Source organism: Variovorax endophyticus (assembly GCF_025376855.1).
In the GTDB taxonomy this organism is placed as follows: Bacteria; Pseudomonadota; Gammaproteobacteria; order Burkholderiales; family Burkholderiaceae_C; genus Variovorax.
The window spans coordinates 35,599-60,567 of sequence record NZ_JAHUTH010000035.1 but is presented as its reverse complement, the minus strand read 5'-3'; the positions used below and the strand labels follow the sequence as shown (position 1 = coordinate 60,567).

Annotated in this window: 28 protein-coding genes and 1 tRNA gene; 12 read left to right on the top strand and 17 right to left on the bottom strand. The window is 69.5% G+C overall.

The annotated features are described in order from the left end of the window. Together KV106_RS33695 and phbB are read right to left on the bottom strand one after the other, a co-directional pair. Positions 1-1,743: a cation:proton antiporter domain-containing protein gene (locus KV106_RS33695; protein ID WP_057597566.1), complete on the bottom strand. Its 1,743-nt coding sequence runs from the start codon at positions 1,741-1,743 to the stop codon at positions 1-3. A gap of 137 nt (positions 1,744-1,880) precedes the next feature. Beyond that, a complete protein-coding gene (gene phbB / locus KV106_RS33690) occupies positions 1,881-2,618 on the bottom strand; it encodes an acetoacetyl-CoA reductase (RefSeq protein WP_057597567.1) in 738 nt (245 codons plus the stop codon). 205 nt (positions 2,619-2,823) lie between these two features. Here phbB and KV106_RS33685 point away from each other — a divergent pair, with 205 nt between their 5' ends. After that, complete coding sequence (locus KV106_RS33685) at positions 2,824-3,357, top strand: CinA family protein (protein WP_057597568.1); 534 nt, start codon at positions 2,824-2,826, stop codon at positions 3,355-3,357. A gap of 12 nt (positions 3,358-3,369) precedes the next feature. Here KV106_RS33685 and KV106_RS33680 read toward each other — a convergent pair whose 3' ends face one another. The 5 genes from KV106_RS33680 to KV106_RS33660 are packed head-to-tail and all read right to left on the bottom strand — an operon-like array spanning position 3,370 to position 8,424. Next, positions 3,370-4,386 carry a tripartite tricarboxylate transporter substrate-binding protein gene (locus KV106_RS33680; RefSeq protein WP_261215885.1) on the bottom strand — a complete coding sequence of 339 codons (1,017 nt, stop codon included), beginning with the start codon at positions 4,384-4,386 and terminating at the stop codon, positions 3,370-3,372. 59 nt (positions 4,387-4,445) lie between these two features. Then, positions 4,446-5,309: an HpcH/HpaI aldolase/citrate lyase family protein gene (locus KV106_RS33675; RefSeq protein ID WP_261215883.1), complete on the bottom strand. Its 864-nt coding sequence runs from the start codon at positions 5,307-5,309 to the stop codon at positions 4,446-4,448. Beyond that, complete coding sequence (locus KV106_RS33670) at positions 5,306-6,487, bottom strand: CaiB/BaiF CoA transferase family protein (RefSeq protein WP_261215881.1); 1,182 nt, start codon at positions 6,485-6,487, stop codon at positions 5,306-5,308. Before KV106_RS33670 ends, KV106_RS33675 begins: the two co-directional genes overlap by 4 nt. A gap of 28 nt (positions 6,488-6,515) precedes the next feature. Further along, a complete protein-coding gene (locus KV106_RS33665) occupies positions 6,516-7,403 on the bottom strand; it encodes an HTD2 family dehydratase (protein WP_261215879.1) in 888 nt (295 codons plus the stop codon). A 19-nt stretch (positions 7,404-7,422) separates the two neighbouring features. Then, a complete protein-coding gene (locus KV106_RS33660; RefSeq protein WP_261215877.1) occupies positions 7,423-8,424 on the bottom strand; it encodes a tripartite tricarboxylate transporter substrate binding protein in 1,002 nt (333 codons plus the stop codon). A gap of 147 nt (positions 8,425-8,571) precedes the next feature. Between KV106_RS33660 and KV106_RS33655 the strand changes: the two genes are divergently transcribed. Further along, positions 8,572-9,489: a LysR family transcriptional regulator gene (locus tag KV106_RS33655; protein ID WP_057596656.1), complete on the top strand. Its 918-nt coding sequence runs from the start codon at positions 8,572-8,574 to the stop codon at positions 9,487-9,489. Positions 9,490-9,676: 187 nt separating this feature from the next. Here KV106_RS33655 and yghU read toward each other — a convergent pair whose 3' ends face one another. Then, entirely contained in the window at positions 9,677-10,555 is an 879-nt protein-coding gene (yghU, locus tag KV106_RS33650; RefSeq protein WP_057596637.1) for a glutathione-dependent disulfide-bond oxidoreductase, read from the bottom strand. Between the two features lie 28 nt (positions 10,556-10,583). Here yghU and KV106_RS33645 point away from each other — a divergent pair, with 28 nt between their 5' ends. Then, positions 10,584-11,216, top strand: a complete 633-nt coding sequence (locus KV106_RS33645) for a glutathione binding-like protein (RefSeq protein ID WP_261215875.1) — start codon at positions 10,584-10,586, stop codon at positions 11,214-11,216. 24 nt (positions 11,217-11,240) lie between these two features. On the opposite strand, the gene KV106_RS33640 is transcribed toward KV106_RS33645, so the two are convergent. Next, entirely contained in the window at positions 11,241-12,419 is a 1,179-nt protein-coding gene (locus KV106_RS33640; RefSeq protein WP_057596639.1) for an acetyl-CoA C-acetyltransferase, read from the bottom strand. A 44-nt stretch (positions 12,420-12,463) separates the two neighbouring features. Next, positions 12,464-14,233 carry a class I poly(R)-hydroxyalkanoic acid synthase gene (gene phaC / locus KV106_RS33635; protein ID WP_261215873.1) on the bottom strand — a complete coding sequence of 590 codons (1,770 nt, stop codon included), beginning with the start codon at positions 14,231-14,233 and terminating at the stop codon, positions 12,464-12,466. Positions 14,234-14,414: 181 nt separating this feature from the next. Between phaC and KV106_RS33630 the strand changes: the two genes are divergently transcribed. Then, positions 14,415-14,738: a hypothetical protein gene (locus tag KV106_RS33630; protein WP_261215871.1), complete on the top strand. Its 324-nt coding sequence runs from the start codon at positions 14,415-14,417 to the stop codon at positions 14,736-14,738. Here KV106_RS33630 and pgeF read toward each other — a convergent pair. The 3 genes from pgeF to KV106_RS33615 are packed head-to-tail and all read right to left on the bottom strand — an operon-like array spanning position 14,670 to position 17,025. Next, positions 14,670-15,437, bottom strand: a complete 768-nt coding sequence (gene pgeF, locus KV106_RS33625; protein ID WP_261215862.1) for a peptidoglycan editing factor PgeF — start codon at positions 15,435-15,437, stop codon at positions 14,670-14,672. The genes KV106_RS33630 and pgeF overlap by 69 nt on opposite strands. Then, positions 15,437-16,075, bottom strand: coding sequence for a maleylacetoacetate isomerase (maiA, locus tag KV106_RS33620; protein WP_057596657.1), 639 nt, complete (start codon positions 16,073-16,075; stop codon positions 15,437-15,439). Before maiA ends, pgeF begins: the two co-directional genes overlap by 1 nt. Before the next feature lie 32 nt (positions 16,076-16,107). Continuing rightward, the gene (locus KV106_RS33615; RefSeq protein ID WP_261215861.1) at positions 16,108-17,025 is read right to left on the bottom strand and encodes a tetratricopeptide repeat protein; all 918 of its coding nucleotides are present in this window, start codon (positions 17,023-17,025) and stop codon (positions 16,108-16,110) included. A 168-nt stretch (positions 17,026-17,193) separates the two neighbouring features. Here KV106_RS33615 and KV106_RS33610 point away from each other — a divergent pair, with 168 nt between their 5' ends. The 4 genes from KV106_RS33610 (at position 17,194) to KV106_RS33595 (ending at position 19,623) form a co-directional block, all read left to right on the top strand. Beyond that, a complete protein-coding gene (locus tag KV106_RS33610) occupies positions 17,194-17,895 on the top strand; it encodes a fumarylacetoacetate hydrolase family protein (RefSeq protein ID WP_093342879.1) in 702 nt (233 codons plus the stop codon). Positions 17,896-17,916: 21 nt separating this feature from the next. Then, a complete protein-coding gene (locus KV106_RS33605) occupies positions 17,917-18,468 on the top strand; it encodes an NUDIX hydrolase (protein ID WP_261215858.1) in 552 nt (183 codons plus the stop codon). 4 nt (positions 18,469-18,472) lie between these two features. Continuing rightward, a complete protein-coding gene (locus tag KV106_RS33600; protein ID WP_261215857.1) occupies positions 18,473-18,964 on the top strand; it encodes a CreA family protein in 492 nt (163 codons plus the stop codon). A gap of 149 nt (positions 18,965-19,113) precedes the next feature. Continuing rightward, positions 19,114-19,623, top strand: a complete 510-nt coding sequence (locus tag KV106_RS33595; RefSeq protein WP_057596647.1) for a murein hydrolase activator EnvC family protein — start codon at positions 19,114-19,116, stop codon at positions 19,621-19,623. Between the two features lie 7 nt (positions 19,624-19,630). Here KV106_RS33595 and KV106_RS33590 read toward each other — a convergent pair whose 3' ends face one another. Beyond that, positions 19,631-21,247: a phospholipase D family protein gene (locus KV106_RS33590; RefSeq protein ID WP_261215855.1), complete on the bottom strand. Its 1,617-nt coding sequence runs from the start codon at positions 21,245-21,247 to the stop codon at positions 19,631-19,633. 236 nt (positions 21,248-21,483) lie between these two features. Here KV106_RS33590 and KV106_RS33585 point away from each other — a divergent pair, with 236 nt between their 5' ends. Together KV106_RS33585 and KV106_RS33580 are read left to right on the top strand one after the other, a co-directional pair. Continuing rightward, positions 21,484-22,206 carry a DUF418 domain-containing protein gene (locus KV106_RS33585; RefSeq protein ID WP_261215853.1) on the top strand — a complete coding sequence of 241 codons (723 nt, stop codon included), beginning with the start codon at positions 21,484-21,486 and terminating at the stop codon, positions 22,204-22,206. A 444-nt stretch (positions 22,207-22,650) separates the two neighbouring features. Further along, positions 22,651-22,827, top strand: coding sequence for a hypothetical protein (locus tag KV106_RS33580; RefSeq protein WP_172705648.1), 177 nt, complete (start codon positions 22,651-22,653; stop codon positions 22,825-22,827). 91 nt (positions 22,828-22,918) lie between these two features. Here KV106_RS33580 and KV106_RS33575 read toward each other — a convergent pair whose 3' ends face one another. Next, positions 22,919-23,155, bottom strand: a complete 237-nt coding sequence (locus KV106_RS33575) for a hypothetical protein (protein ID WP_057596650.1) — start codon at positions 23,153-23,155, stop codon at positions 22,919-22,921. Positions 23,156-23,363: 208 nt separating this feature from the next. On the opposite strand from KV106_RS33575, the gene KV106_RS33570 reads away from it, so the two are divergent. Further along, on the top strand, positions 23,364-23,786 hold the full coding sequence (locus KV106_RS33570) for a hypothetical protein (protein WP_261215849.1): 423 nt from the start codon (positions 23,364-23,366) through the stop codon (positions 23,784-23,786). 69 nt (positions 23,787-23,855) lie between these two features. Beyond that, positions 23,856-24,257, top strand: coding sequence for a hypothetical protein (locus tag KV106_RS33565; protein ID WP_261215848.1), 402 nt, complete (start codon positions 23,856-23,858; stop codon positions 24,255-24,257). Positions 24,258-24,351: 94 nt separating this feature from the next. Here the strand turns inward: KV106_RS33565 and KV106_RS33560 are convergent. Both KV106_RS33560 and KV106_RS33555 read right to left on the bottom strand, forming a co-directional pair. Beyond that, positions 24,352-24,428 (bottom strand) — tRNA-Pro (locus tag KV106_RS33560). A 26-nt stretch (positions 24,429-24,454) separates the two neighbouring features. Then, positions 24,455-24,916 (bottom strand): MerR family transcriptional regulator, encoded by a 462-nt coding sequence (locus KV106_RS33555; protein WP_409976585.1) that lies wholly within the window; start codon positions 24,914-24,916, stop codon positions 24,455-24,457. Between the last annotated feature and the right edge of the window lie 53 nt (positions 24,917-24,969).

Here is a 24,969-nt window from a genome sequence, read left to right as displayed (position 1 = left end):
TCAGGCCGGCGCGCCCGGCACGGTGGGCGCGCCGTTGGCGCCATGCGCCGCGGGCGGCGCCACGGCGCGGCGCACCGCGTCGCGCGCCATCGCCTGGGCCAGCTCGTGCTCGCCGAGGAAGACGTTGGCCGAGACCTCGCGCGTGAGCAACTCCGCTTCCGCCTCGTTGTGGCTGCGGATCACCGTCTCGATCGTGGGATTGAGGGTGCGCGCGGTCTCGATCATCTGCCGCACGTTGAGCGCGGCCGGCGTGGCCACCACCAGCACCCGGGCACGCGCGATGTGGGCCTGGATCAGCACGGCGGGATCGGCCGCGTCGCCATAGACGGCGGCACCGCCCTCCTCGCGCAGCTTCTCGACCAGCTCGCGGTTCTGTTCGGCCACGACGTAGGGGATGTCGTGCGCCTTGAGCTCGGCCGCGATGCGGCGCCCGACCCGGCCGTAGCCCACCAGCACGACCTGGCGCGAGAGGTAGCGCGCCTCGGTGCTCATCGGCAGCTCGGCCAGCGGGTCGTCGCGCGCCTCGAGGCGGCGCGCGAACGAGGAATGGGCATGCAGCCATTTCTGCAGCGGCGCGATCAGGCTGAACCACAGCGGGTTGGTGGCGATGGAGATCAGGGCGCCGGCCAGGATCAGGCTCTGCCCCTCGGTGGGCATGAGGCCGAGCGAGACGCCCAGGCCGACCAGGATGAACGAGAACTCGCCAATCTGCGCCAGGCTGGCGCTGACGGTGAGCGCGGTGGCCAGCGGATAGCGCAGCACCAGCACGAGGCCGCAGGCGGCGAGCGACTTGCCCAGCACGATGACCAGCACGACGGCCAGCACCTGCAGCGGGCGCTCGAGCAGCACGGAGGGATCGAACAGCATGCCGACCGAGACGAAGAACAGCACGGCGAAGGCGTCGCGCAGCGGCAGCGATTCCTGGGCGGCGCGGTGGCTGAACTGCGACTCGCGCATGACCATGCCGGCGAAGAAGGCGCCGAGCGCAAAGGAGACGCCGAACAGCGCCGCCGAGGCGAAGGCGATGCTGACGGCGGCGGCCACCACGCACAGGGTGAAGAGCTCGCGCGAGCCGGTGCGCGCGACCTGCCAGAGGATCCAGGGGAAGACGCGGCGCCCGACGATCAGCATGAGGGCGACGAAGCCGCCGACCTGCAGCAGGGTGAGACCCAGGGTCTGCCACAGCGGCGAGGCGTCGGTGCCGGCGGCGCGGCCGCCGAGGGTCTCGGCGAGCGGGGGCAGCAGCACGAGCACCAGCACCATGGCGAGGTCTTCCACCACCAGCCAGCCGACGGCGATGCGGCCGGTGAAGGAGTCGAGGATGCCCAGGCTCTCGAGCGCGCGCAGCAGCACGACCGTGCTGGCGACCGAGAGCGCCAGGCCGAACACCAGCGCGGCGCCGAGGTTCCAGCCCCACCACAGCGCGAGCGCGCCGCCGAGCAGCGTGGCCACGCTGATCTGCAGCAGCGCGCCGGGCAGCGCGATCTTGCGCACGGCCAGCAGGTCGTCGAGCGAGAAATGCAGCCCCACGCCGAACATCAGCAGCATCACGCCGATCTCGGCCAGTTGCGCGGCGATGCCGGCATCGGCCACGAAGCCGGGCGTGAAGGGACCGATGATGACGCCGGCCAGCAGGTAGCCGACGAGAGCCGGCAGGCGCAGGCGCGCGGCGAGGAAGCCGAGCACCAGGGCCAGGCCGAGGCCGGCGGCGATGGTGTTGATGAGTGAGACGCTGTGGGGCATCGGCCGATTTTGCAGGAACGTGGGGGGATCGTTCATTACACGTATGCAAGACGGTTGCATTTCCCGGGGCTTGTCCGTTCGGGCCGGACATGAAAAAACCCGCCGAAGCGGGTTTCCTTTCCGAGCGCAGCCGCGGCTCAGTGCATGTGCAGGCCGCCGTTGACCGAGAAGTCGGCACCGGTCGAGTAGCCGCCCTCGTCGGTGGCCAGCCACGCGATGATGGACGCGATCTCGCTCGGCTCGCCCAGGCGCTTGACCGGGATCGTGGCGACGATCTTGTCGAGCACTTCCTGGCGGATGGCCTTGACCATGTCGGTGCCGATGTAGCCGGGGCTCACGGTGTTGACCGTCACGCCCTTGCCCGCGAGCTCCTGGGCCAGCGCCATCGTGAAGCCGTGCATGCCGGCCTTGGCCGCCGAGTAGTTGGTCTGGCCCGCCTGGCCCTTGGCGCCGTTGACCGAGCTGATGTTGATGATGCGGCCCCAGCCCTTTTCGACCATGTCGCCCACCACCTGCTTGGTGACGTTGAACATGCTGTTGAGGTTGGTCTCGATGACCGCGCTCCAGTCCTCGGGCGTCATCTTGAGGAACATGCGGTCGCGCGTGATGCCGGCGTTGTTGACCAGCACGTCGATGGCGCCATGCGCCGCCTTCGCGGCCGAGAAGGCCTCGACCGTGGACTGCCAGTCGCCGACGTTGCCGACCGAGGCGTGGAACTCGAAACCCAGGGCTTTCTGTTCGGCCAGCCACTTCGAATAGTCGCGGGTGGGACCGCAACCGGCAACGACGCGGAAACCGTCCTTGTAGAGACGCTGGCAGATGGCTGTTCCGATGCCACCCATGCCTCCAGTGACATATGCAACTTTCTTGCTCATGAGAAATTCCTTGTGTGTACTTGTCGAAAGCCTTGAACGGCCGCCTTCACTCTAGCGAGTTTCGGACCACCCCCCGTCTCGGGAAAAACACTGACCTGGGGTGTTTATCGGGTGTCACGATGTATTCGCGCAGCGGCGTTCCATCATTCTCCATGCGGGGCGCATACGCTCTTGCGTTCGCTTCGTTTCGAAGGAGTTCCAAAGTATGACTGCGAGTGTCAGCGTAAGTCCCAAGGCGGCAAACCCTGAGCCGCTCGGCGCGATCGCCGAGCGCGTCGGCGCGCTGCTGCGCGAGCGCGGCCAGACGGTGGCGGTGGTCGAGTCCTCGGCCGGTGGACTGGTGTCGGCCGCGCTGCTCGCGATCCCCGGTGCCTCGGCCTACTTCCGTGGCGGCGCCGTGGTCTATTCGCGGCGCGCGGGCCGCGCGCTGCTCGGGCTCACGGCCGAGGACATGACCGGCCTGCGCGGCGAGACCGAGCCCTATGCCTTGCTGGTGGCGCAGCGCGTGCGCGACAACCACCACTCGGGCTGGGGCATCGCCGAGAGCGGCGCGGCCGGTCCCTCGGGCAGCCCCTATGGCGATCCGCCGGGGCGGGTGTGCCTCGCGGTGGTCGGTGGGCCGGACGCGGTGTCCCAAAGCCGCACCATCGAGACCGGCGGCAACGACCGGCCCGCGAACATGGACCTGTTCGCGCGCCACCTGCTCGCGCTGTTCGAGCAGGTGCTGCGCGCGGGCTGACTACCTCATGCCTTAGTCGGCCTGGACCCCGGCCGCCTTGATCACCTTGCCCCACTTGTCGATCTCGGCCACCAGATGGGTGCGCAGGCCCTCGGGCGTCCGCTTGTCGAGCGGCACGATCTCCGAGCTCAGCTCGGCCAGCCGCTGCTTCACCATGTCGTCCTGCAGGGCGGCGCGCAGCGCGACGTTGAGCTTCTCGAGCACCGCCGGCGGCGTGCCCTTGGGCGCGTAGATGCCGTGCCAGACCTTCACGTCGAAACCCTTGAGGCCCTGCTCGTCGAGCGTGGGCAGGTTGGGCATGCTCGACAGCCGCTTGGGCGTGGTCACGCCGAACACCTTCACGCGCGTGCCGTCCTTGATCACCGGCGCGGTCTGCGTGGTCTGGTCGCACAGCAGGTCGACCTGCCCGCCCATCAGGTCGTTGAGCGCGGGGCCGGCGCCCTTGTAGGGCACGGTCGTGAGCTGCACGCCGATCTGGTGCGCGAACAGCATGCCGCAGAGCTGCGAGACCGCGCCGATGCCGGCATTGGCGAGCGAGACCTTGTCGCGGTTGGCCTTCACGTAGGTCAGCAGCTCCTGGAAGTTGTTCGCCGGGAAGTCCTTGCGCGACAGCAGGGTCATCGGCACGTCCATCACCTGGCCGATGTACTCGAAGTCCTTGAGCGGGTCGTAGTTGAGCTTCTTGTAGAGCGCGGGCGCGGTCGCCATGCCCATGTGGTGGATCAGGATGGTGTTGCCGTTGGGCGCGGCCTTGGCCACGCGCGTGGGCGCGATGGTGCCGCCCGCGCCCACGGTGTTCTCGACCACCACCGTCTGGCCCAGCGACTTGCCCATGGGCACCGCGAGCATGCGCGCCACCACGTCGGTCGGGCCGCCGGCCGAGTACGGCACCACCATCACGATCGGCTTGTCGGGCCAGGCGCCCTGGGCCGAGGCGCTCCAGGGCGCGGCCACGAGGCCGATGGCCAGGGCGGCGGCCGCGGCGAGGCGCAGGGGGCGGCGCTGGCGCGCGGGGTTCGATGCATTCATGTCTCTTGTCTCCTTCTTCTTGCCTTGGGTTGATGAACGAATGAATGTCCTGGGAAGGCTCAGTGCGGCGGCGCCTGCGCATCGAGCGCGAGCAGGCGCTGCGCGAGCCTGACCACCGGCGCGTCGACCATGCGGCCGTCGAGGTTCACGACCCCGCCGCCGGCCTGCGCCACGGCCTCGACCACGCGCCGCGCCCACGCCAGTTCCTCGGCTCCGGGCCCGAGCGCCGCATGCACCGGGGCGACCTGCGCGGGATGGATGCAGAGCTTGGCGCCGAAGCCGCCGCGCCGCGCGCGCGCCGCCTCGGCCGCGAGCCGCTCGGCGTCGCGCCAGTCGGTCGCGATGCCGTCGATGGGCGCGGCCAGGTTGGCGCGGCGCGAGGCCAGCACCAGCGCGAGCCGCACCGGCACCAGCTCGGCCTCCTGCGCGTCGCAGGCCATGCCGAGGTCGGCCTGGAAATCGAGGTGCCCGAAGGCCAGCCGCAGCACCTGGGGCGCGGCGGCGATCGCATCGAGGGCCGCGAGGCCCGCGGCCGATTCGATCAGCGGCACCAGCACGGCTTCGGGGCCGGCGGCCTCGGCCAGCCGCGCCAGCTGGTCGGCGCTCTCGGCCTTGGGCAGCACCACGCCCGCGATGGCGCGCGCCGCCGCGAGCCGCGCGACCAGCGCGAGGTCGTCGGCATGCCAGGGCGTGCCGGGCGCGTTGATGCGCAGCAGCAGGCGCGCGCGGCCGGCCGCGGGCAGCGCGGCGAAACCCCCGGGCAAGGCCTCGCGCGCGGCGGCCTTGCGTTCGGGCGCGACCGCGTCCTCGAGGTCGACGATCACCGCGCCGGCGCCGCTGGCCAGCGCGCGCGCATGGCGCTCGGGCCGGTCGGCCGGCACGAACAGGAAGGTGCGCGCGAGCCCCAGGGCCTGGGCGCTCATACCGCCTTGGCCTCGCGCAGCGCCGCGATCTGTTCCTCGCTGCGGCCCAGCGCGCGCAGGATCGCGTCGGTGTGCTCGCCCACGGCGGGGATGGCATCCATGCGGTAGTCGAAGGCGCTCTGGCGCCCGGCCGGCAGCAGCGCGGGAATGGGCCCGGCTGGCGAGTCCACCTGGCGCCAGCGCTCGCGCGCCTGCAACTGCGGATGCGCCCAGAGCCCGGCCATGTCGTTCATGCGCGCATTGGCGATCTGGGCGGCGTCGAGGCGCTCGAGCACCTGGGCGGTGCTCAGCGCGCCGAACAGGCCGACGATGATGGCGCGCAGTTCCTCGCGGTGTTCGTTGCGCCGCGCATTGCTGTCGAAGCGCGCGTCGGTGGCGAGCGCGGGCTGCAGCAGCACCTTCTCGCAGAACAGCTTCCACTCGCGCTCGTTCTGCAGCCCGAGCATCACCGTGCCGCCGTCGCCCGCGGGGAACGGGCCATAGGGATAGATGGTGGCGTGCGAGGCGGCGCTGCGCGGCGGCGGCGTCGCGCCCTGGTAGGCGTAGTACATCGGAAAGCCCATCCACTCGGCCAGCGACTCGAGCATCGAGACGTCGATGTGCGAGCCCTGCCCGGTCTTGCCGCGCTGGAGCAGCGCGGCCAGGATGCCGGTGTAGGCATACATGCCAGCGGCGATGTCGGCGATCGAGTTGCCCGACTTGCAGGGCTCCTCGGGCGTGCCGGTGACCGAGAGGAAGCCGGCCTCGCTCTGGATCAGCAGGTCGTAGGCCTTCTTGTCGCGGTACGGGCCGTCCTCGCCATAGCCCGAGATGTCGCAGACGACCAGCCGCGGGTACTTGGCCTGCAGCGCCTGCGCGCCCAGCCCCATGCGTGCCGCGGCGCCCGGCGCGAGGTTCTGCACCAGCACGTCGGCGCCGGCCACCAGTTCCTGCAGCACCTCGAGCGCGGCGGGCTGCTTGAGGTCGAGCGAGATGCTTTCCTTCGAGCGGTTGACCCAGACGAAGTGCGAGGCCTCGCCGGCCACACGCTGGTCGTAGGCACGCGCGAAGTCGCCCACGCCCGGGCGCTCCACCTTGATGACGCGCGCGCCGAGGTCGGCGAGCTGGCGGGTGCAGAAAGGCGCCGCGATCGCATGTTCGAGCGACACCACCGTGATCCCGTCGAGGGGTCTTGTCATTGCGTGATTTCCTGGAAGAAGAGAGTCCTCAGGCCAGCACCGCGGTGGCCTGCATCGTGAGCCAGCCCTCGGCGTCCTCGCCCCAGAGCGCGAAGCTCCCGCCATCGGCGCCGGGCTTGCCATGCACGCGGAACGGCGCGATGTCGAAGGTGGGCCGCACGGCGCGGAACTCGAAGCGCGCGAGCGGTGCGTCGCCCGTGTGCCGGCGCAGCAGGTCGACCAGCAGGGTCGCGATCAGCGGGCCGTGCACGATCAGGCCCGGATAGCCCTCGACCTCGGTGACGTAGCGCCGGTCGTAGTGGATGCGGTGGCCGTTGAAGGTCAGCGCCGAGTAGCGGAACAGCAGCACGTCGTCGGGCACGATGTCGCGGCTGAAGGCGGCGTCCCTGGGCGCGGCCTTGGGCGGCGGCGCGGCCTCGCCCGGTTGCGGCGCGGCGCGGTAGACGATGTCGTGCTCCTCGGTCAGCGCGAGGCCGCGTGCGTTGTGCACCTCGTGGCGCACCAGCACGAACACCAGCTCGCCGCTGCGACCGGTCTTGTGCTCGACCGAGACGATGGTCGAGCGCCGCTCCACCTCGTTGCCCACCACCAGCGGATTGCCGGCCTCCCAGCGCAGCCGGCCGCCGGCCCACATGCGGCGCGGCAGCGGCACCGGCGGCAGGAAGCCGCCGCGCTTCGCATGGCCATCGGGGCCGATCTCGGACTGCCGGTGGTGCGGCAGGAAATAGAGCCAGTGCCACAGCGCGGGCAGCGGCGTGCCGGCGGCCGGCGCGGGATCGTCGCGGTCGAGCGTGGCCGACAGCGCGCGCACCGGGCTCGCGACGATCTGGTCGTGCAGGCTTTCGCTGCGGCCCTGCCAGGCCCGCAGGCCGGCGAGCGCGGCGGCGTCGATGGCGGGGGTGTTGTCTGGGGTCATCCGTTCTCCTGAATCCGGGTCAATCGACCGAGGCGCCCGATTGCTTGACGATGCGCGCCCACTTGCCGAGATCGTCGTGCAGCAGCGTCGCGAACTGCTCGGGCGAGGTCGGCGGCGCGACCTCCACGCCCTGCTGCTCGAGCTTCTCGCGCAGGTCCTTCGCGGCCAGCGCCTTGTGCATGGTGTCCTGCAGCTTCGCGAGCACCTCGCCCGGCACGCCGGCGGGCGCGAACAGGCCGATCCACAGGGTGCCGTCGTAGCCCGGCACCGCCTCGGCGATGGCGGGCACGTCGGGCAGCGCCGGCGAGCGCTTCGCGCCGCTGACGGCCAGCGCGCGCAGCTTGCCGGCCTTGATGTGCGGCAGCGCCGAGGGCAGGCTGGCGAACACGATCGGCAGCTGGCCGCCGAGCACGTCGTTGATGGCCGGCGCCACGCCCTTGTAGGGCACGTGCTCGAGCGAGATGCCGGCCATGCTGTTGAGCATCTCGCCGAGCAGGTGGTTGAGCGTGCCGTTGCCGGCCGAGGCGTACTGGTAGTGCGCGCCCTTCTGCCGCGCGAGCGCCAGCAGTTCGGGCAGGGTCTTGGCGGGGAAGCCGGGGTTGACCAGCAGCACGTTGGGCACGGCGCCGATCAGGCCCACGGGCTTGAAGTCCTTCTCGGGATCGAAGCCGGGGTTGCGGTAGAGCGCGGGGTTGATCGCCTGGCTGCTGCTGATGGTCATCAGCAGGGTCTGGCCGTCCTTCGGCGCCTTGGCCGCGAGCTGCGTGCCGATGTTGCCGCCCGCGCCGGGCCGGTTGTCGACCACCACGCCGACGCCGAGCAGTTCGCCGAGCTTCTGGCCGACCAGCCGGCCGACGATGTCGTTGGTGCCGCCCGCGGCCTGCGGCACGATCAGGGTGACGGGGCGCGTGGGATACGCGGTCGCCGGCTGCGCCGAGGCGCCGGCCGACAGCACGGCGATCGATGCCGCGGCGAACCACGAGAAAAGAGAAGAAGAAAGCGCCGTTGCGCGAGAACCCATGCCTGTCTCCGATGTGATGTGAAGGCCGCGGTGCTCCCCGGCCATGGCGGCATGGTGCGCCGCGCCGCCGCCTCGGCGCAATCTCCGATTTCGGAACCCAGCCTTCGGTTTCACCGAAGCCTCGCGGTCGACGGCTACCATCGGGCCATGCTCTTCGACCTCACCGACCTGCGCCTGTTCGTGGCCACGGCCGAGCTCGGCAGCCTTACGCGCGCGGCCGACCGGCAGCACCTGTCGCTGGCCGCGGCGAGCGCGCGCATCAAGGCGCTCGAGAACCAGGCCGGCGTGCAGTTGCTGCAGCGCGAGGCCCGCGGCGTGCGCCTGCTGCCGCCGGGCGAGGCCTTCCTGCACCATGCGCGGCTGCTGCTGAACCAGACCGACCAGTTGCGCAGCGACCTGCTCGAGTACGGCGGCGGCCTGCGCGGCCACCTGCGCGTGTTCGCCAACACCACGGCCGTGACCGACTTCCTGCCCGAGATCCTGCCGGCCTTCCTCGCCGCCAATCCGCGCATCAACGTCGACCTTCAGGAAAAACCGAACGCTCAGATACCGCGCGGCGTGCGCGACGGGCGCGCCGACATCGGCATCGTCGCGGGCAGCGTCGACACCCTGGGCCTGGAATCGATCCACTTCAGCACCGACCGGCTGGTGCTCGTGACCTCGCGCCAACACCGCTTCGCGCAGCTGCGCACCATCGCCTTCGCCGAGACGCTAGACGAGGACGCCATCGGCATGCAGCAGGGCAGCACGCTGCAGGCCTTCCTCGGACAGGTCACGGACCGCATCGGCAAGCGCCAGAAGCTGCGCATCCAGCTCGGCAGCTTCGACGCCATGTGCCGGATGATCGGCAGCGGCGTGGGCATCGGCGTCGTGCCCGAGTCGGCCGCGCGCCGCAACCAGGAGGGCATGAAGCTCGCGCTGATCGAGCTCAGCGACGCCTGGTGCGTGCGCGAGCGCTATCTGCTGGTGCGCGAACGCGCGGCGCTGCCGGTGTACGCGCAGGCGCTGGTCGACACACTGTGCCGCCACTACGCGGCCGATGCCATCGACGCAGCCGGTGGCTGAGCGGATTTTTCCGTGGGACTGCGCCTACTTGCGCGCGAATCCTGAGTTCCGCCCCTTCATCCCCACTTTCTGTGCATAACTTTGGGGGCAACTCATGTGGAGCCTTGTAAAACGAATTTAAGTCGTTGTTTTATAAAGGGATTCCACACTTTGCTCAAAAAACAGGCGGTGAACAAGATCGCCCGCCTCAGCCTTGCGCCTGGAGCTTGTCCTGCGTGCGGGTCTGGAAGTCGGCCGCGTCGTGGCGCTCGTGCAGCTGGCTCCCGGGCTGGCCCCAGGCGCGGTTGACCATGCGGCCGCGCTGCGCCGCGGGGCGCTGCGCGATCTCGTCGTTCCAGCGCAGCACGTTCCTGTATTCGCTCACCTGCAGGAACTCGCCCGATTCGTAGAGCTGCCCCTTGGCGAGCGCGCCGTACCAGGGCCAGACCGCGATGTCGGCGATGGTGTAGTCGTCGCCGGCCAGGTAGCGGCTCTCGGCCAGCCGGCGGTCGAGCACGTCGAGCTGGCGCTTGACCTCCATCGCGAAGCGGTCGATCGCGTACTCGATCTTGGTCGGCGCGTAGGCATAGAAATGGCCGAAGCCGCCGCCCAGGTAGGGCGCGCTGCCCATCTGCCAGAACAGCCACGACAGGCATTCGGCGCGCGCCGCGCGCTCGGTCGGCAGGAAGGCATTGCCGAACTTCTCGGCCAGGTACTGCAGGATCGCGCCCGACTCGAACACGCGGATCGGCGTGGCGCCACTGCGGTCCAGCAGCGCGGGGATCTTGGAGTTGGGATTGACGGCCACGAAGCCGCTGCCGAACTGGTCGCCCTCGCTGATGCGGATCAGCCAGGCGTCGTACTCGGCGCCCGCGTGGCCCAGCGCCAGCAGTTCCTCGAGCATCACCGTCACTTTCACGCCATTGGGCGTCGCGAGCGAATAGAGTTGCAGCGGATGCCGCCCCACCGGCAGGTCCTTCTCATGGGTGGCACCCGCGATCGGGCGATTGATGTTCGCGAAGCGGCCGCCGCTTTCCTTGTTCCAGGACCAGACGGTGGGCGGCGTGTAGGCGGTCGTGCCATTCATGCAATGAGTTCCAGGAGTTGGAAAGACGATGAACATTCTCTATGACTGCGCCACAGCGCCGAGTCCGCGCCGCGCGCGCATCCTGCTGGCCGAGAAGGGCATTGCCCACGAGACGGTGCAGGTCGACCTGGTTCGTGGTGAGCAAATGGGCGCGGCCTACCGCGCGATCAATCCGCAGTGCACGGTGCCCGCGCTGCGCACCGCCGAAGACGGCCTGCTGACCGACAACGCCGCCATCGCGGCCTGGGCCGAGGCGCGCCATCCCGAGCCGCCGCTGATGGGCCGCACGCCGGCCGAGAAGGCCGAGATCGCGAGCTGGCACTGGCGCGTGGAATTCGAGGGCCTGCTGGCGATCGCCGAGACCCTGCGCAACGGCTCGCCGGCCATGGCCGACCGCGCGCTGCCGGGCCCGGTGAACTACGCGCAGATCCCCGCGCTCGCGCAGCGCGGGCTGGCGCGGGTGCAGCATTTCTTCGAGACCCTGAACGACCGGCTGGCCGGCCGCGAGTTCATCGCGACCGACCGCTTCAGCCTGGCCGACATCACCGCCGTGGTGGCGGTGGATTTCGCGCGCATCGTGCGCGTGAAGCCCGGGGAACAACACCCCGAGCTGGTGCGCTGGCGCGCGGCGATGGCGCAGCGGCCGTCGATGTCGCTCTGAGCGACGACGACGGCTGCCGGGGGATCAACGCTCGATGGTGAGCGCCACGCCCATGCCGCCGCCGATGCACAGCGAGGCAATGCCCTTCTTGGCGTTCTGGCGCTGCATCTCGTGCAGCAGCGTCACCAGGATGCGGCAGCCCGACGCGCCGATCGGATGGCCGATGGCGATGGCGCCGCCGTTGACGTTGACCTTGTTGATGTCCCAGCCCATTTCCTTGTTCACGGCGCAGGCCTGCGCGGCGAAGGCTTCGTTGATCTCGAGCAGGTCGAGGTCGGCGGCCTTCCAGCCGGCGCGCTGCAGCGCCTTGGTCGAGGCGGGCACCGGGCCCATGCCCATGATCGCGGGGTCGAGGCCGGCGGTGGCATAGCTGGCGATGCGGCCCAGCGGCTTGAGGCCGAGGGCGGCCGCCTTCTTGGCGGTCATCACGAGCACGGCGGCGGCGCCGTCGTTCAGGCCCGAGGCATTGCCCGCGGTCACGCCGCCGGCCTTGTCGAAGGCGGGGCGCAGGCCGGCCAGGCCTTCGGCGCTGGTCTTGCGGTTGATGAACTCGTCCTTGTCGAAGACGACCGGGTCGCCCTTCTTCTGCGGGATGGTGACGGGAACGATCTCGTCCTTGAACTTGCCGGCGTCCTGCGCGGCGGCGGCCTTGGTCTGGCTGGCGAGCGCCAGTTCGTCCTGCGCGGCGCGGTCGATGCCGTACTTCTTGGCCACGTTCTCGGCCGTGATGCCCATGTGGTACTGGTTGTAGACGTCCCACAGGCCGTCGACGATCATGGTGTCGACCAGCTTCCAGTCGCCCATGCGCTGGCCGTTGCGCGAGTTCGGCAGCACGTGCGGCGCGAGGCTCATGCTCTCCTGGCCGCCGGCCACGACGATGTCGCTGTCACCCGTGGCCACGGCCTGGGCCGCGAGCATCACGGCCTTCAGGCCCGAGCCGCAGACGGCGTTGATCGTGAGCGCGGGCGTCTCCTTGGCGCCGCCGCTCTTGAGCCACGCCTGGCGCGCGGGATTCTGGCCGGCGCCGGCCGCGAGCACCTGGCCCATGATGGCTTCGCCGACCTGCTCGGGCGTGAGGTTGGCACGCGCGATCACTTCCTTGATGACGATGGCGCCCAGTTCGGTGGCCGCGATGCCGGCGAGCGAGCCGCCGAACTTACCGACGGCGGTGCGCGCGGCCGAAACGATGACGATGTCTTCCATGAGGTTCTCCGTTGAGGTGATTTGAAATTCGGGGGTGCAGGACGTCAGGCGCGGGCCTTGACGTAGCGTCCGGGGGCGGGCTCGATGGCCTGGTAGGCCTTGCCCTTGCCGTAGGTCTTGGGCGCGGGGATCTGCTTGCCCGCGTGGCCCTTGAGCCACTGGGACCAGTCGGTCCACCAGCTGCCCGGATGCTCCTGCGCGCCGGCCAGCCATTCGGCCTGCGTCTTCGGCAGCTTGCCGTCGGCGCGGATCCAGTGGCTGCGCTTGTTCTTGGCCGGCGGGTTGATCACGCCCGCGATGTGGCCCGAGGCGCCCATCACGAAACGCTTCTTGCCCGGCAGGATCTGGGTCGAGGCGTAGGCGCCGCCGATCGGCACGATGTGATCCTCGCGCGAGCCGTAGATATAGGCCGGGATGTCGATGCGGCGCAGGTCGATCTTCTCGCCGCAGACCGTGAGCGCGTCGGGCTCGGCCAGCTTGTTCTCGTGATAGGTGTTGCGCAGGTACCAGGCGTAGAACGGGCCCGGCAGGTTGGTGGCGTCGCTGTTCCAGTAGAGCAGGTCGAAGGGCGGCGGGGTCTCGCCCTTGAGGTAGTTGCCCACCACGTAGTTCCAGACCAGGTCGTTGGGACGCAGGAAGCTGAAGGTGGAGGCCAGGTCGCCGCCGGGCAGCAGGCCGCCCTTGCCGAGCTGCATCTCGCGGTACTGCACCATGGGCTCGTCGACGAAGATGTCGAGGATGCCGGTGTCGCTGAAGTCGAGGAAGGTGGTCAGCAGCGTGACCGAGGCGGCCGGCTTCTCGCCGCGCGCGGCCAGCACCGCGAGCGCGGTCGACAGGATGGTGCCGCCGACGCAGAAGCCCAGCGTGTTGATCTGCGGGCTGCCGCTGATCTCCTGCACGCGGTGGATGGCCTCGATCGCGGCCTGCTCGATGTAGTCGTCCCAGGTGGCCTGCGCGAGCGACTCGTCGGGATTGCGCCAGCTCACCACGAACACGCGGTGGCCCTGCTCGTTGGCATAGCGGATCAGCGAGTTCTCGGGCTGCAGGTCGAGGATGTAGAACTTGTTGATGCACGGCGGCACCAGCAGGAACGGGCGCTCGTAGACCTTGGCGGTCAGCGGCTTGTACTCGAGCAACTGGAAGAGCGCGTTCTCGAACACCACCGCGCCCTCGGTGGTGGCGACGTTGCGCCCCACTTCGAAGGCGCTCTCGTCGGTCATGCTCAGGTGGCCCTGGCGCACGTCGTGCAGCAGGTTCTGGATGCCCTTGGCGATGCTCTCGCCCTGGGTCTCGATGGCCTTCTTCTGCGCCTCGGCATTGAAGGCCAGCGAGTTGCTCGGCGACGAGGCCGCCATCCACTGCTCGACCGCGAAGCGCAGCCGTGCCTTGGTCTTCTCGTCGGCATCGATGGCCTCGGCCATCTTCAGCAGGGTGCGGCCGTTGAGCAGGTAGATCGCGGCCGAGAAGGCCGACAGCGGGTTGCCGCTCCAGGCCTCGCCGGCGAAGCGCCGGTCGCCCTCGGGCTTGGCGCCGAAGCCCTGGCCCCAGAGCGCGGTGGCCTCGGCGATGTACTGCTGCTGGATGGCCTGCAGCGCCGCGGGATCGATCGAGAGCTTGGGCAATTCCGGCATGGTGCCCAGGGAAGGCATGCCGGGCATTTCGGGCATTTGCGGCATCTGCCACAGGGGCTTGCCATTGCCGGTCCAGGCGCCCTGCCCGGCCGACTGCTGGAAGGACTCCAGCGCCTTGCGCCACCCCTGGGTGAGCGCCTGTTGAAAGGGTTCGAACGCGTCGGCCCCCGTTGCTTTCGTCATGGTGTCTCCTGCTCCTCGCCTGAAATCGATCCGGATGGCTTTGCGTCGTTTGAGTATGCTGCATTCGCAAGACGCTCACAACGCCGCGCCGGCGCGGTCCGGACCCCGGTGGCCGTCATCGCACGGCCGGTGTGGAAACACGCTTTACTTCCTCTTTCGTTCGCCCCGCTCTCCTTTTCCAATGTTCATTCATCTCGTCGTGATCGGCTGGCTCTACGTGGTGCTGATGATGGCGGTGGCCGAGGCCACCAACACCACCGGCACCGTGCTCGGCGCCATCATCACCTTTCTACTGTACGGGCTCGCCCCCGTGACACTGGTGGTTTACCTGATGAGCACGCCCGCGCGGCGCCGGGCGCTGAAGGAAAAGGAACTGGCCGCGCAGGAGGCGGCGCGGCGCGCGGCCGCCGAGGAACTGGCGGCGAAGGCCGGGCATTCAGACCTTCCAGACCAGCGCGGCGAAGCGCCCGCTGACCCCATCGCGCCGGTGCGAAAAGAACCTTGAGGCATTGCGCACGGTGCACCAGGCATCGCCGCCGTCGTTGCCGTGGATCCGCTCGATGCCGAGCGCGCGCAGCCGCTGGCGCGCGAGCGCGGGCAGGTCGGCCAGCCACTTGCCGGGCGCGGCGCCGGGCCGGAAGCAGCCGGCGGCCTCGGGCGCATGGGCCTCGAAGGCGACCTTGACCTCGGCGCCGACCTCGAAGGCCGAGGGGCCGATGCAGGGGCCGAGCCACGCGATGACGTCGCCACCGGCCCGTGCCTCGTCCTCGAAGGACCGAAAGGCCTGCTCCAGCACCCCGCCCGCGAGCCCGCGCCAGCCCGCGTGCGCGGCCGCCACGCGGTGGCCCGCGGTGTCGCAGAACAGCACCGGCAGGCAGTCGGCGACCATGATCGTGCAGGCCGTGCCCGGCTCGGTGGCGGTGCAGGCATCGGCCGCGGTGCCGTCGGCCACGCCCGGCGCGTCGAGCGACACCACGCCCGTGCCGTGCACCTGCTGCAGGAACACCGGCCGCGCGCCGATCGCCTCGCGCAGCCGCGCGCGGTTGGCCGCGACATGGGCCGGGTCGTCGCCGACGTGGTCGCCGAGGTTCAAGCTGGCGTAACGCCCTTGAGGCCCCTGCGAGACGCCGCCCTCGCGCGTGGTGCAGACCGCGCGCACATGGGCCGGCGCCGGCCAGTCGGGCACCAGCCAGGGCAGCGCCATCAGGCCTCCGCGTCGGGCGACTGCGAGGGCTGCGCGCGCTGGAAGGCGTCGAGCTGCATGCAGGCGTCGAAGGCCGCCATGGTGCGCGGCAGGCCGCTGAAGTCGCAGTCGAAGCGGCGGCCGTTGAAGATCTGCGGCACCAGGCAGCAGTCGGCCAGGGTGGGCTTGTCGCCCCAGCAGAAGGTGCTGGCGGGCTGCTGCGCGAGCTGGCGCTCGAAGGCCAGCATGCCCTCGCGCACCCAGTGGCGGTACCAGGCGTTCTTGGCTTCCTCGTCGAGCTTCAGGTCCTTCACCAGATACTTGAGCACGCGCAGGTTGTTCAGCGGATGGATCTCGCAGGCGATCGACTGCGCCAGCGCGCGCACGTGGGCGCGGCCCGCGGGGTCGCTCGGCAGCAGCGCCGGCTCGGGATGCACCTCGTCGAGGTACTCGATGATCGCCATCGACTGCGAGAAGCGCTCGCCGTCGTCCTCGAGCAGCGGCACCAGCATGTCGGCCGAGATCGCCGAGTACGGGCCGGTGCGGTGCTCGCCGCGCGCGATGTGCACGGGGATGTATTCGTAGTCGAGCCCCTTGAGGTTGAGCGCGATGCGAACGCGGAACGAGGCGGAGGAGCGGAAGTAGTTGTGCAGCTTCATGATCATGGTTTCGAGGATAGCGTCGATGCGGTTCAGGAGCGCGGCGCTGCGGCAAGCACGCAGCGCAGCTCGCGCAGGATGGCCGCGGGATGTTCCCGCTGCCAGGCGTCGAGCGGGGCGCGGGCGGCAGCCTCCCCGCGCGCGGCCAGGCCCAGGCGCCAGGGCCCGCGCGGGCCCACGGTCTGGTCGGCCGGGTGGTCGTGGCCTTCGCCCTCGCCATAGGGCCGGCCCTCGGAGCAGGCCGCGCACAGCATGCGGATGCCCAGGCTCCAGTTCTCGGCGCCGTCTCCCGCTGCATGGAAGCGCGCGATCAGGCTGTCGATCTCTTCCTGCGACACACCTTCGATCCAGAGTTCGAAGGTGGCGTAATCGGAAGGCGCGATCAGCGCGAGCGCGTCGAACACCGCCACCTCGCGCCCCTGGTGCAGCCGGTAGCCGTTGGGCGCGCCGTCGTGCAGCACGAGGTCGCCGTAGCGGTGGCCCGAGCCCGGCAAGGGAACGTTGCGCAGGATGGCGCGCGCGGGATCGATGCGGTCGGCCCACAGCACCTCGCTGGCCTCGTCGCCATGCACGCGGATCGGCGTCAGGCCGGCGAAATGGTCGACCGGGCCCTCGCCCTCGGCCAGCGGAATGCCGTAGAGGCGCCAGGCGCGCCGCGCCGTGGCCCAGTCGCCGAGCGCGGTGGCGGCGATGCCGAGGTTCCAGACCGCGCCCTCGTTGCCCGGGTCGCACTGCACGGCGCGCGCATTGGCCTCGAGCGAGGCGGCCCAGTCGCCGCGGTACTTGTGGATCAGACCGGCGTTGTACCAGGGCACGGCCCAGTCGGGACGGTGGCTGCTGGCCTCGGCATAGGCCCGCAGCGCGCCCTCCTCGTCGCCGTCGTCCTGGCGCGTGTTGCCGAGCTCGTTGCAGGCCTGGGCCTTGCCGGCTTTTCCGAATCGAAGGGGCATGGGGAGGAGCGAAGATGGCGGGACGGGAACGGGCCGTATTCTGCGCCCTGGCATGACGGCCCCCTCGCATACCCCGATGGCCGGCCCCGGCGCCCGGCGCCCGGGCGGCGCCTCTGGCACACTGCCGGCTTCCCCCTCTCCCGCTTCGCCCCCAAAGGATCGTTTTCCATGGCCTCCGAGTTCGTCTTCGCCCCGCCCGCGACCGTTTCCGTTCCCGTCGTCGGACAGACCGCCCGCTTCCCGGTGCACCGCATCTACTGCGTGGGCCGCAACTACGAGGATCACGCCAAGGAAATGGGCTTCACCGGCCGCGAACCGCCGTTCTTCTTCATGAAGCCCGCCGACGCCGCCGTGGTGGTCGAGGCCGGCCAGACCGGCACCGTGGACTACCCCACCCTGACCAAGAACCTGCACCACGAGATCGAGCTCGTGGTGGCGATCGGCACCGGCGGCAAGAACATCGCGGCCGCCGACGCGCACAAGCACATCTTCGGCTACGCCGTGGGCCTGGACATGACCCGCCGCGACCTGCAGAACGAGATGAAGAAGCAGGGCCGCCCCTGGGACATCGGCAAGGGCTTCGAGCAGAGCGCGCCGATCGGCCCGATCGTGCCGGTGGCGCAGGCAGGCGACGCCGAGAAGGCCGAGATCTCGCTGCAGGTGAACGGCACCGATCGCCAGCGCAGCAACGTGAGCAAGCTGATCTGGAACGTGGCCGAGACCATCGAGCACCTGTCGGCCGCCTGGGAGCTCCAGCCCGGCGACCTGATCTACAGCGGCACGCCCGAAGGCGTGGCGGCGGTGGTCGCGGGCGACACGCTGGTGGGCGAGGTCGCCGGCCTGCCCGTGCTGACCGTCAAGATCGTCTGAGGCCGCGAGCACGCCCGCCCCATGCTGCTGCGCATCCCCATCAAGCATTGCAAGAACTGCGGTACCGCGGTGGTCTACCGCGTGCCGGACGACGGAGACACCAAGGAACGCGCCGTCTGCCCGGCCTGCAACACGATCCACTACGAGAACCCGCTCAACGTGGTGGGGACCATCCCCGTGCTCGGCGACAAGGTGCTGCTGTGCAAGCGCAACATCGAGCCGCGCTGGGGCAAGTGGACGCTGCCGGCGGGCTTCATGGAGCTCGAGGAGACCACGGCCCAGGGCGCGGCGCGCGAGACCGACGAGGAAGCCGGTGCCCATTTCGAGATCGAGGGCCTGTTCGCGGTGATGAGCGTGCCGCGCGTGGGACAGGTGCACCTGTTCTACCGCGCGCGCCTGCTGAACGACCGCTTCGATCCGGGCCACGAGACCATCGAGGCGAAGCTCTTCGCCGAGGAGGAGATTCCCTGGGACGAGATCGCCTTCCGCACGGTGCGCGAGGCGCTGCAGCACTACTTCGAGGACCGGCGCCGCGGCAGCTTCGACCGCGTCCACACGATCGACATCGTCTGACCCGATGAAGCACGCCATCTCCCTTCGACGCGGCGCGGCACTCGCGTTCGCCGTCGCCCTGCTGGCCGCCACCGCGGCGCGCGCCGAGACCGTGGGCGAGGTCGACACCGCCTTCAAGCTGATCGGCCCCGACCACAAGATCGTGATCGAGGCCTACGACGACCCCAAGGTCAGCGGCGTGACCTGCTATGTCTCGCGCGCCAAGACCGGCGGCATCGCGGGCGCCTTCGGCGTGGCCGAGGACAAGGCCGAGGCCTCGATCGCCTGCCGCCAGGTCGGCCTGGTGAACGTGACGCAGCCGCTGCCCAAGCGCGAGGAGGTCTACAGCGAGCGGCTGTCGGTGCTGTTCAAGCGGCTGCGCGTGGTGCGCATGGTCGACGCGCGGCGCAACACGCTGGTCTACCTCACCTACTCCGACCTGCTGATCGACGGCTCGCCGAAGAACAGCGTCACCGCGGTGCCGATCGACCGCGGCACGCCGATCCCGCTGAAGTGATCGCCCGATGGCGCGCGGCCGCCCGCGCGCCAAGTCCCTGCCGGCCCGCAGGGAACGCGCCGGGGACTTTGCTAGCATCGACCGGCCGGGCCGCACGGCCCCGAGATCCGAGGGAACCCTTCAGAACGTCCCCGTTCCAACCGAGCGCCATGCACCTTCAGACTTTTGTTTTCCGAATCGGCGCCGCGGCGCTGCTCGCCGCCGGCATCGCCGCCTGCACGACCACGCCGCTGCCGCCGATGCAACAGCCCGGCCGCACCGCGACCCCGCCGCCGCAGCGCCAGGCCTTGTTCATCCGGCCCGCCGCCGGCACCACCATCGGCCGCTTCGACGGCGTGCGCAACAAGGGCGTGGACATCGCCGGCAACCTCGGCGACCCGATCGTGGCCTCGGCCGACGGCCGCGTGGTGTACGTGGGCAACGAACTGGCCGCCTACGGCAACATGGTCATCATCAAGCACAACGAGACCTTCCTCACCGCCTATGCCCACGCGAGCACCATCCTCGTCAAGGAAGGCGCGGTGGTGCGCCAGGGCGAGAAGATCGCCGAGATGGGATCGGGCGGCGATGCCAACCGCGTGAAGCTGCGCTTCGAGATCCGCAAGAACGGCGTGGCCGTCGATCCCGAGCCCTACCTGAGCGGCCGGCTGCAGCAGTAAGCGGGCCTCACAGCAGGCTCTCGGGCACCAGCGGCGCGAGCAGCTCGAGCCGCCAGCGGGCCCAGAAATTCGTCTCGGGCTCGGTGTGCAGGATGGTGTCGGCACCATCGCCCGCGGCCGGGCTCACCCATTCGATGCCACCGCGCGGCCCGAGCTGCAGCTGGTAGGCGCCGTCGAGCCGGATGAAGCCGATCAGGCTGTTGAGCTGCTGCGCGATCTGCGGGCTGAAGATGAAGAGCCCGATCTCGGTGTTGTGCAGCACCGAACGCGGGTCGAAGTTCATCGAGCCGATGAAGACCGTGCGCCCGTCGATCACCGCCGACTTGCCGTGCAGCCGGCCGCTCGAGGTCTCGTACATGCCGAAGCGCCGGCTCTGCTCGACCCGCTTGGGGCTGAGCTCGTAGAGCGCCACGCCCAGGCGCAGCATCTCGGCGCGGTAGCGGCGATAGCCGATGTGCACCAGCGACTCGTCGGTGGCCGCCAGCGAGTTGGTGACCATGATGTAGCCCACGCCGTTGCCGCGCACATGCCGGATGGTCTCCATGCCGCCGCGGCCCGGGATCAGGTAGGGCGTGGTCTGCATGATCTCGGTGCGCGCGCCGCGCAGATGGCGTTGCAGGTTGAACTGCACGCTGTCGGGCGAGACATCGGCCGGCGCGCCGCGGCTTTCCTCGGGCGCCAGCGCCTTGGCGGGCGCGTCCGCATAGGCCTCGGCGCGCGCCCAGGCCAGTTGCAGCTGGCCCGCGTCGAGGTCGGCGGCCAGCGGATGGTGACCCAGCAGGTCGGTGGCGCCGGGCTGCTCGGGCTCGGGCGTGCCCGGCCCGCTCGTGAGTTCGTCGAAGCGCGAGCGCAGCGATTGCGGCGAGGCGCCGTCGGCCGATACCAGCGACTCGATCGGGTAGACGTAGGGGCTGTTCCAGTAGCTGTCGAACAGCGACGAGAGCTTGTGGACCACGGGCCCGGCCACCAGCGTGTCGATGTCGATGAAGTTCGAGCCGCCGTCGCGCAGGAAGTACTCGTTGGCGATGTTGCGCCCGCCCATGACCGCCATCGTGTCGTCGACCACGAACAGCTTGTTGTGCATGCGGCGGTGCACGCGGTTGAAGTCGAGCAGCGAGGCGGTCCAGCGCGTACCGAAGCGTTCGCGCCCGGCGGGGAACGGGTTGAACATCCGCACTTCGACGTTCGGATACGCGGCCAGGCCCCGGAACAGCGGATCGGCGCCGGCCGTGTAGAGATCGTCGACCAGCAGCCGCACGCGCACGCCGCGTTCGGCCGCGTCGCGCAGGTGGCGCAGCAGGTAGCGGCCGGTCTCGTCGTTCTGCACCAGGTAGTACTGCACGTCGATCGAACGCTCGGCGCGGCGGATCAGTTCGATGCGCGCATGCAGCGAGAACTGCGCCATCGGCAGCAGGCGGAAGCCGCTGAGCGGCTCGTCTTCGCCGCGCGGTGCGGTCGCGGCCACGAGGCGGCCGAGCGTGGTGTCGGCGCCGTTCGGGATCGTCGTCGACGACCGGCGAACGACGTCGCTCGGCAGGCCCGCGCAGCCGGCCAGCAGCAGCACGCAGGCCAGCGTGAGCCAGCGGACGAGCGCCGGCCATGCACGGCCGGCTGCGGAGGGCATGACTGGCGAAGCGAAGCGGTGTGGCACGGGAGTGGGCGCACCGGAAGGCGATGCGGGCGGCGGTTTCTACCACGAGCCGGCCGCCGCATGCGGCGCTCGTAATGTTGAGGCAATGCGCATCCCTAGCATCGGTGGCCGACGCGCATCTCGCCCGCGGTGGCCGCGTCCCGCACCTGGCCCGCCTTCCGCATCACGCCGGGTTCCCTCCATCGCTTCGCAGACGCTGCCGTACATCGATGACCCTCGGACTCGCCACGCCGCCTCTTTCCCTGTCGCCTGCACGGCTCCTCGCACGCCCTGTCGCCATCGCGGACGACGCACGACCGCGCCGGCGCGAACTCGTCGATGCCTTGCGCGGCTTCGCGCTGTTCGGCATGCCGCTCGTGGGCTGGCGTGGCTTCGCGCCGATCGAGTTCCCGGGCGTCGCCGCCTGGTGGCCGCTCTTCGTGCTCGGCGGACTGCTGGCCGGCATGGCGCTGGGCCGTGCGCAGGTGCTGAGGCAGTCGGTGGCCCATCGGCGCTTCTGGCGCCGGCTGCTGCTGGCGAGCCTCGCGACGGGCTTGCTGCTCGCGCTGCACGATCCGGCAGGCCAATCCGCGCCCGGCCCGCTGCGTGCGATGGCGGTGCTGGCCCAGTTGCTTTTCTGCGTGGCGGCCTTCGTGCTGCTGTTCCAGCGCGCCGCCTGGCGGGGCCGGTTGCGCAAGCTGGCGCCGCTCGGGCGCATGGCGTGGAGCAACGGCCTCGTGCAGGCGCTGGCGGGCCTGAGCCTGTTCTACGGCGTCGGCCCGGGCCTGTGCCCGAAGTTCGGCGTGGCGGGCCTCGCCGTGGCCTGCATGGCGATCCTGGCACTGCAAGCGGCCGCGAGCTGCTGGTGGCTGCGCCGCTACAGGCTCGGCCCGCTGGAATGGGCCTGGCAGAGCCTGGCGCCGACGCGCTGGAAGCGCGAAAAGCAGGCCTGAGATGCCGGCGTCCCCCTAAGAGAGGTTTAACAATGCACTGCAACAATTCTCGAACGATGGCCGGAGAGCCCGCCAGGGACCGCACGACACCGAGCCCTCGCCGGGAGTTTCATGGCCAACCCGTTTTCGCCCTGCCCTTGCAGCATCGAGCATCTGGACAGCAGCCCGCAGCAGGCCTGGATGCGCTTCTTCCCGTGGTTGAAACCCTACCGTTGCAGGAACTGCGGCAAGTCGCAGCTTCTGCCGCAACGGGCCGTGGAACGGGCCTTGGCCAGCCTGGGCAGCAGGAAGTCGCCACGCAAAGGCGGCGCCAAGCAGGCACGGGCACTGTAGCAAGCCCGTCACGGGTCGGAGCACTGCTCTTTCGATCCCTGCTGGCTTGCGGTACAACACGTAGGTGTAACCCCCTGTAAACCGTGGGGCACAAAACTACGTTAGGACCGCATGCGAGCATCCGACCCTTTCTTTATCGCTTTCGTCTTCCTTGCCGGCATTGCCGCGGGCGCCGCCCTGATGGCCATGCTGGCCATCCTGCGGGCGGAAAGGCCGCGACGACAGCCGAAGCCCCGGGTCGAACGCGAACACGTCGTCATCGGCCAGACCGGGTTCGGCAGCCTCTGAGAGGCCTGGCAAGCGCCGGGGCGTCAGGCGCGGCGCGCCGAGCGTGCGCCTCGCCCGAAGACACGAGGGCCCCGCGTCGAGGCCCCGCGATTCAAGCGCGAAAACCCGTCTTTCCCTCGTCGATCATGCGATGAGCGAAAGCGACGCAGTTCGATAGCAATTCTTCCTCGGACCTGAAGGTGCCGATCCCGTGGCGGATGCGCCGCGAAGCCTCGCCTTCCTTCTCGAAGGTCACCCATGCGGGCCATTCGCCGTTCTCTCGGTCCTGGATGTGGCGGCGTGCGACGAAGCCGCCTTTCTTGAGGATTTCGATGTGCTGCATCGGCATCGGATGTCCATTTTTTTCTTGAGTGCGGGATTATTCTCGCGACAAGGTCTCAGGAACATGTCATGACGCGGCGGAGTTGTGACGGCCGGTAAAGGGCTGGCGGCGATCGCGGGCAGCGGGCCTGCCGCGGGCGGCAGGGGTCGAAGTGTCACCTGTTCTTTGAAAAATAACTGTATATTCAAACAGTATTTCCACGCCCATTCTTCCCATGACCCAAGTTGAGCTGTTCCATCAACCGGCCATCGTCGATGGCGCCCTTCCCGAGCCCTTCGAAGAAGCACCGCCAGTGCGGCAGAAAGCCGGGCCCGCGCCGTCTTCCCCGGAACGGGAGACCGAGCCTCCCGCCGCCTACGAGGTACTTCTGGCCGACTATGCGCACGCCAGCGACGAAGCCATCGGCCTGGCGCAGCGGCGTTTCCAGCGCGAACTCGAGCGGCAACTGGGCAGCGACGTGCTGCCGGCGCTGCGCGCCTTCCAGAACGCGAGCGAATCGAGCGAGAACGAACTCTCGAAGGCCGACATCGCGCTCGCGCGCCGCTGGGCCAAGGCCTACGACACGGCCAGGACCGCGGGCTTCCGGGATCTGGGCGATACCGACGAGGCCTTCTTCGAGGTTCGGGCGACAGCCTAGCCTAAAAGGGGACGGGACCGGTCGGCCCGGCACAATGGCCACCGACCCAGCACACGAGGAATCTCACGCATGTCCGACGATGTCTCCATGGTCTTCTTTGCATCGAAGGCCGACAGCCCCGATCTCGTCGCCGCATCGCGCCTGCTGATCGCTCAAGGCCTGGATGTCGCGGCCGATGGCGATGCACTCGTCGTCCAGTGGGAGGAGGACGGGCCCGCCCTTCGGATCAGGCTGTCCGCCGCGCCGCATGTGAGCGCGGAAGCCATCGACATCGCCAAGGGCACCATGCACGCCACGGCCATGCGCGAATGCGATGCACGCTTCGAGATCGACATCGAGGACCTCGACGAAACGCTGGACGAGATCAACACGCTGATCGAGGTCCAGGCAACGCTGCAGGATGCAACGGGCGGCTACCTGTTCAATTCGTGGAACGGCGAGCTGAGCGCACCGGATTCATCGCAGGCCTGATTCCGGCGCGACGCCACGCACACCTCGGGCGCAGACAAAAAAAACGGGTCAGAGCTTGTGGCTCTGACCCGTTGTTCCATCTCGCGATGATTGTTGGTCGGTGTGAAAGGATTCGAACCTTCGACCCCTTGCACCCCATGCAAGTGCGCTACCAGGCTGCGCCACACACCGAAGCTCTCGATTATAGCCTTCTCTTTTCAGCGTCCGACGGTCAGCAACTCACGAATTTCAAAAAGCTCGCGGCGAAGCTGCAACAACTGCGACAGGTCGACACTGCGGGCCGCGTTCGGCACTGCTTCCTCGTCGTGCAGCGCGGCCTCGAACTCCTCGTGATCGATCTCGACGGCCTCCATGCCTTCGAGCGGCACCTCGCCGGCCTTGCGGCGGTCGCGTTCGTGCTGCACCAGTTCCTGCAGCTTGTTGCGTGCACCGCTGATCGTGAAGCCCTGGTCGTACAGCAGGTCGCGGATGCGGCGGATCATCAGCACCTCGTGGTGCTGGTAGTAGCGCCGGTTGCCGCGCCGCTTCATCGGGCGCAACTGCGTGAACTCCTGCTCCCAGTAGCGCAGCACATGCGGTTTCACCCCGCAGAGTTCGCCGACCTCACCGATGGTGAAGTAGCGTTTGACGGGGATGGGCGGGAGCGCCTTGTCGGCCATGTTCTCCATTGAAATCAAGTCTGCGCGCGGCAAACCTCAGAGGTTACTCCACG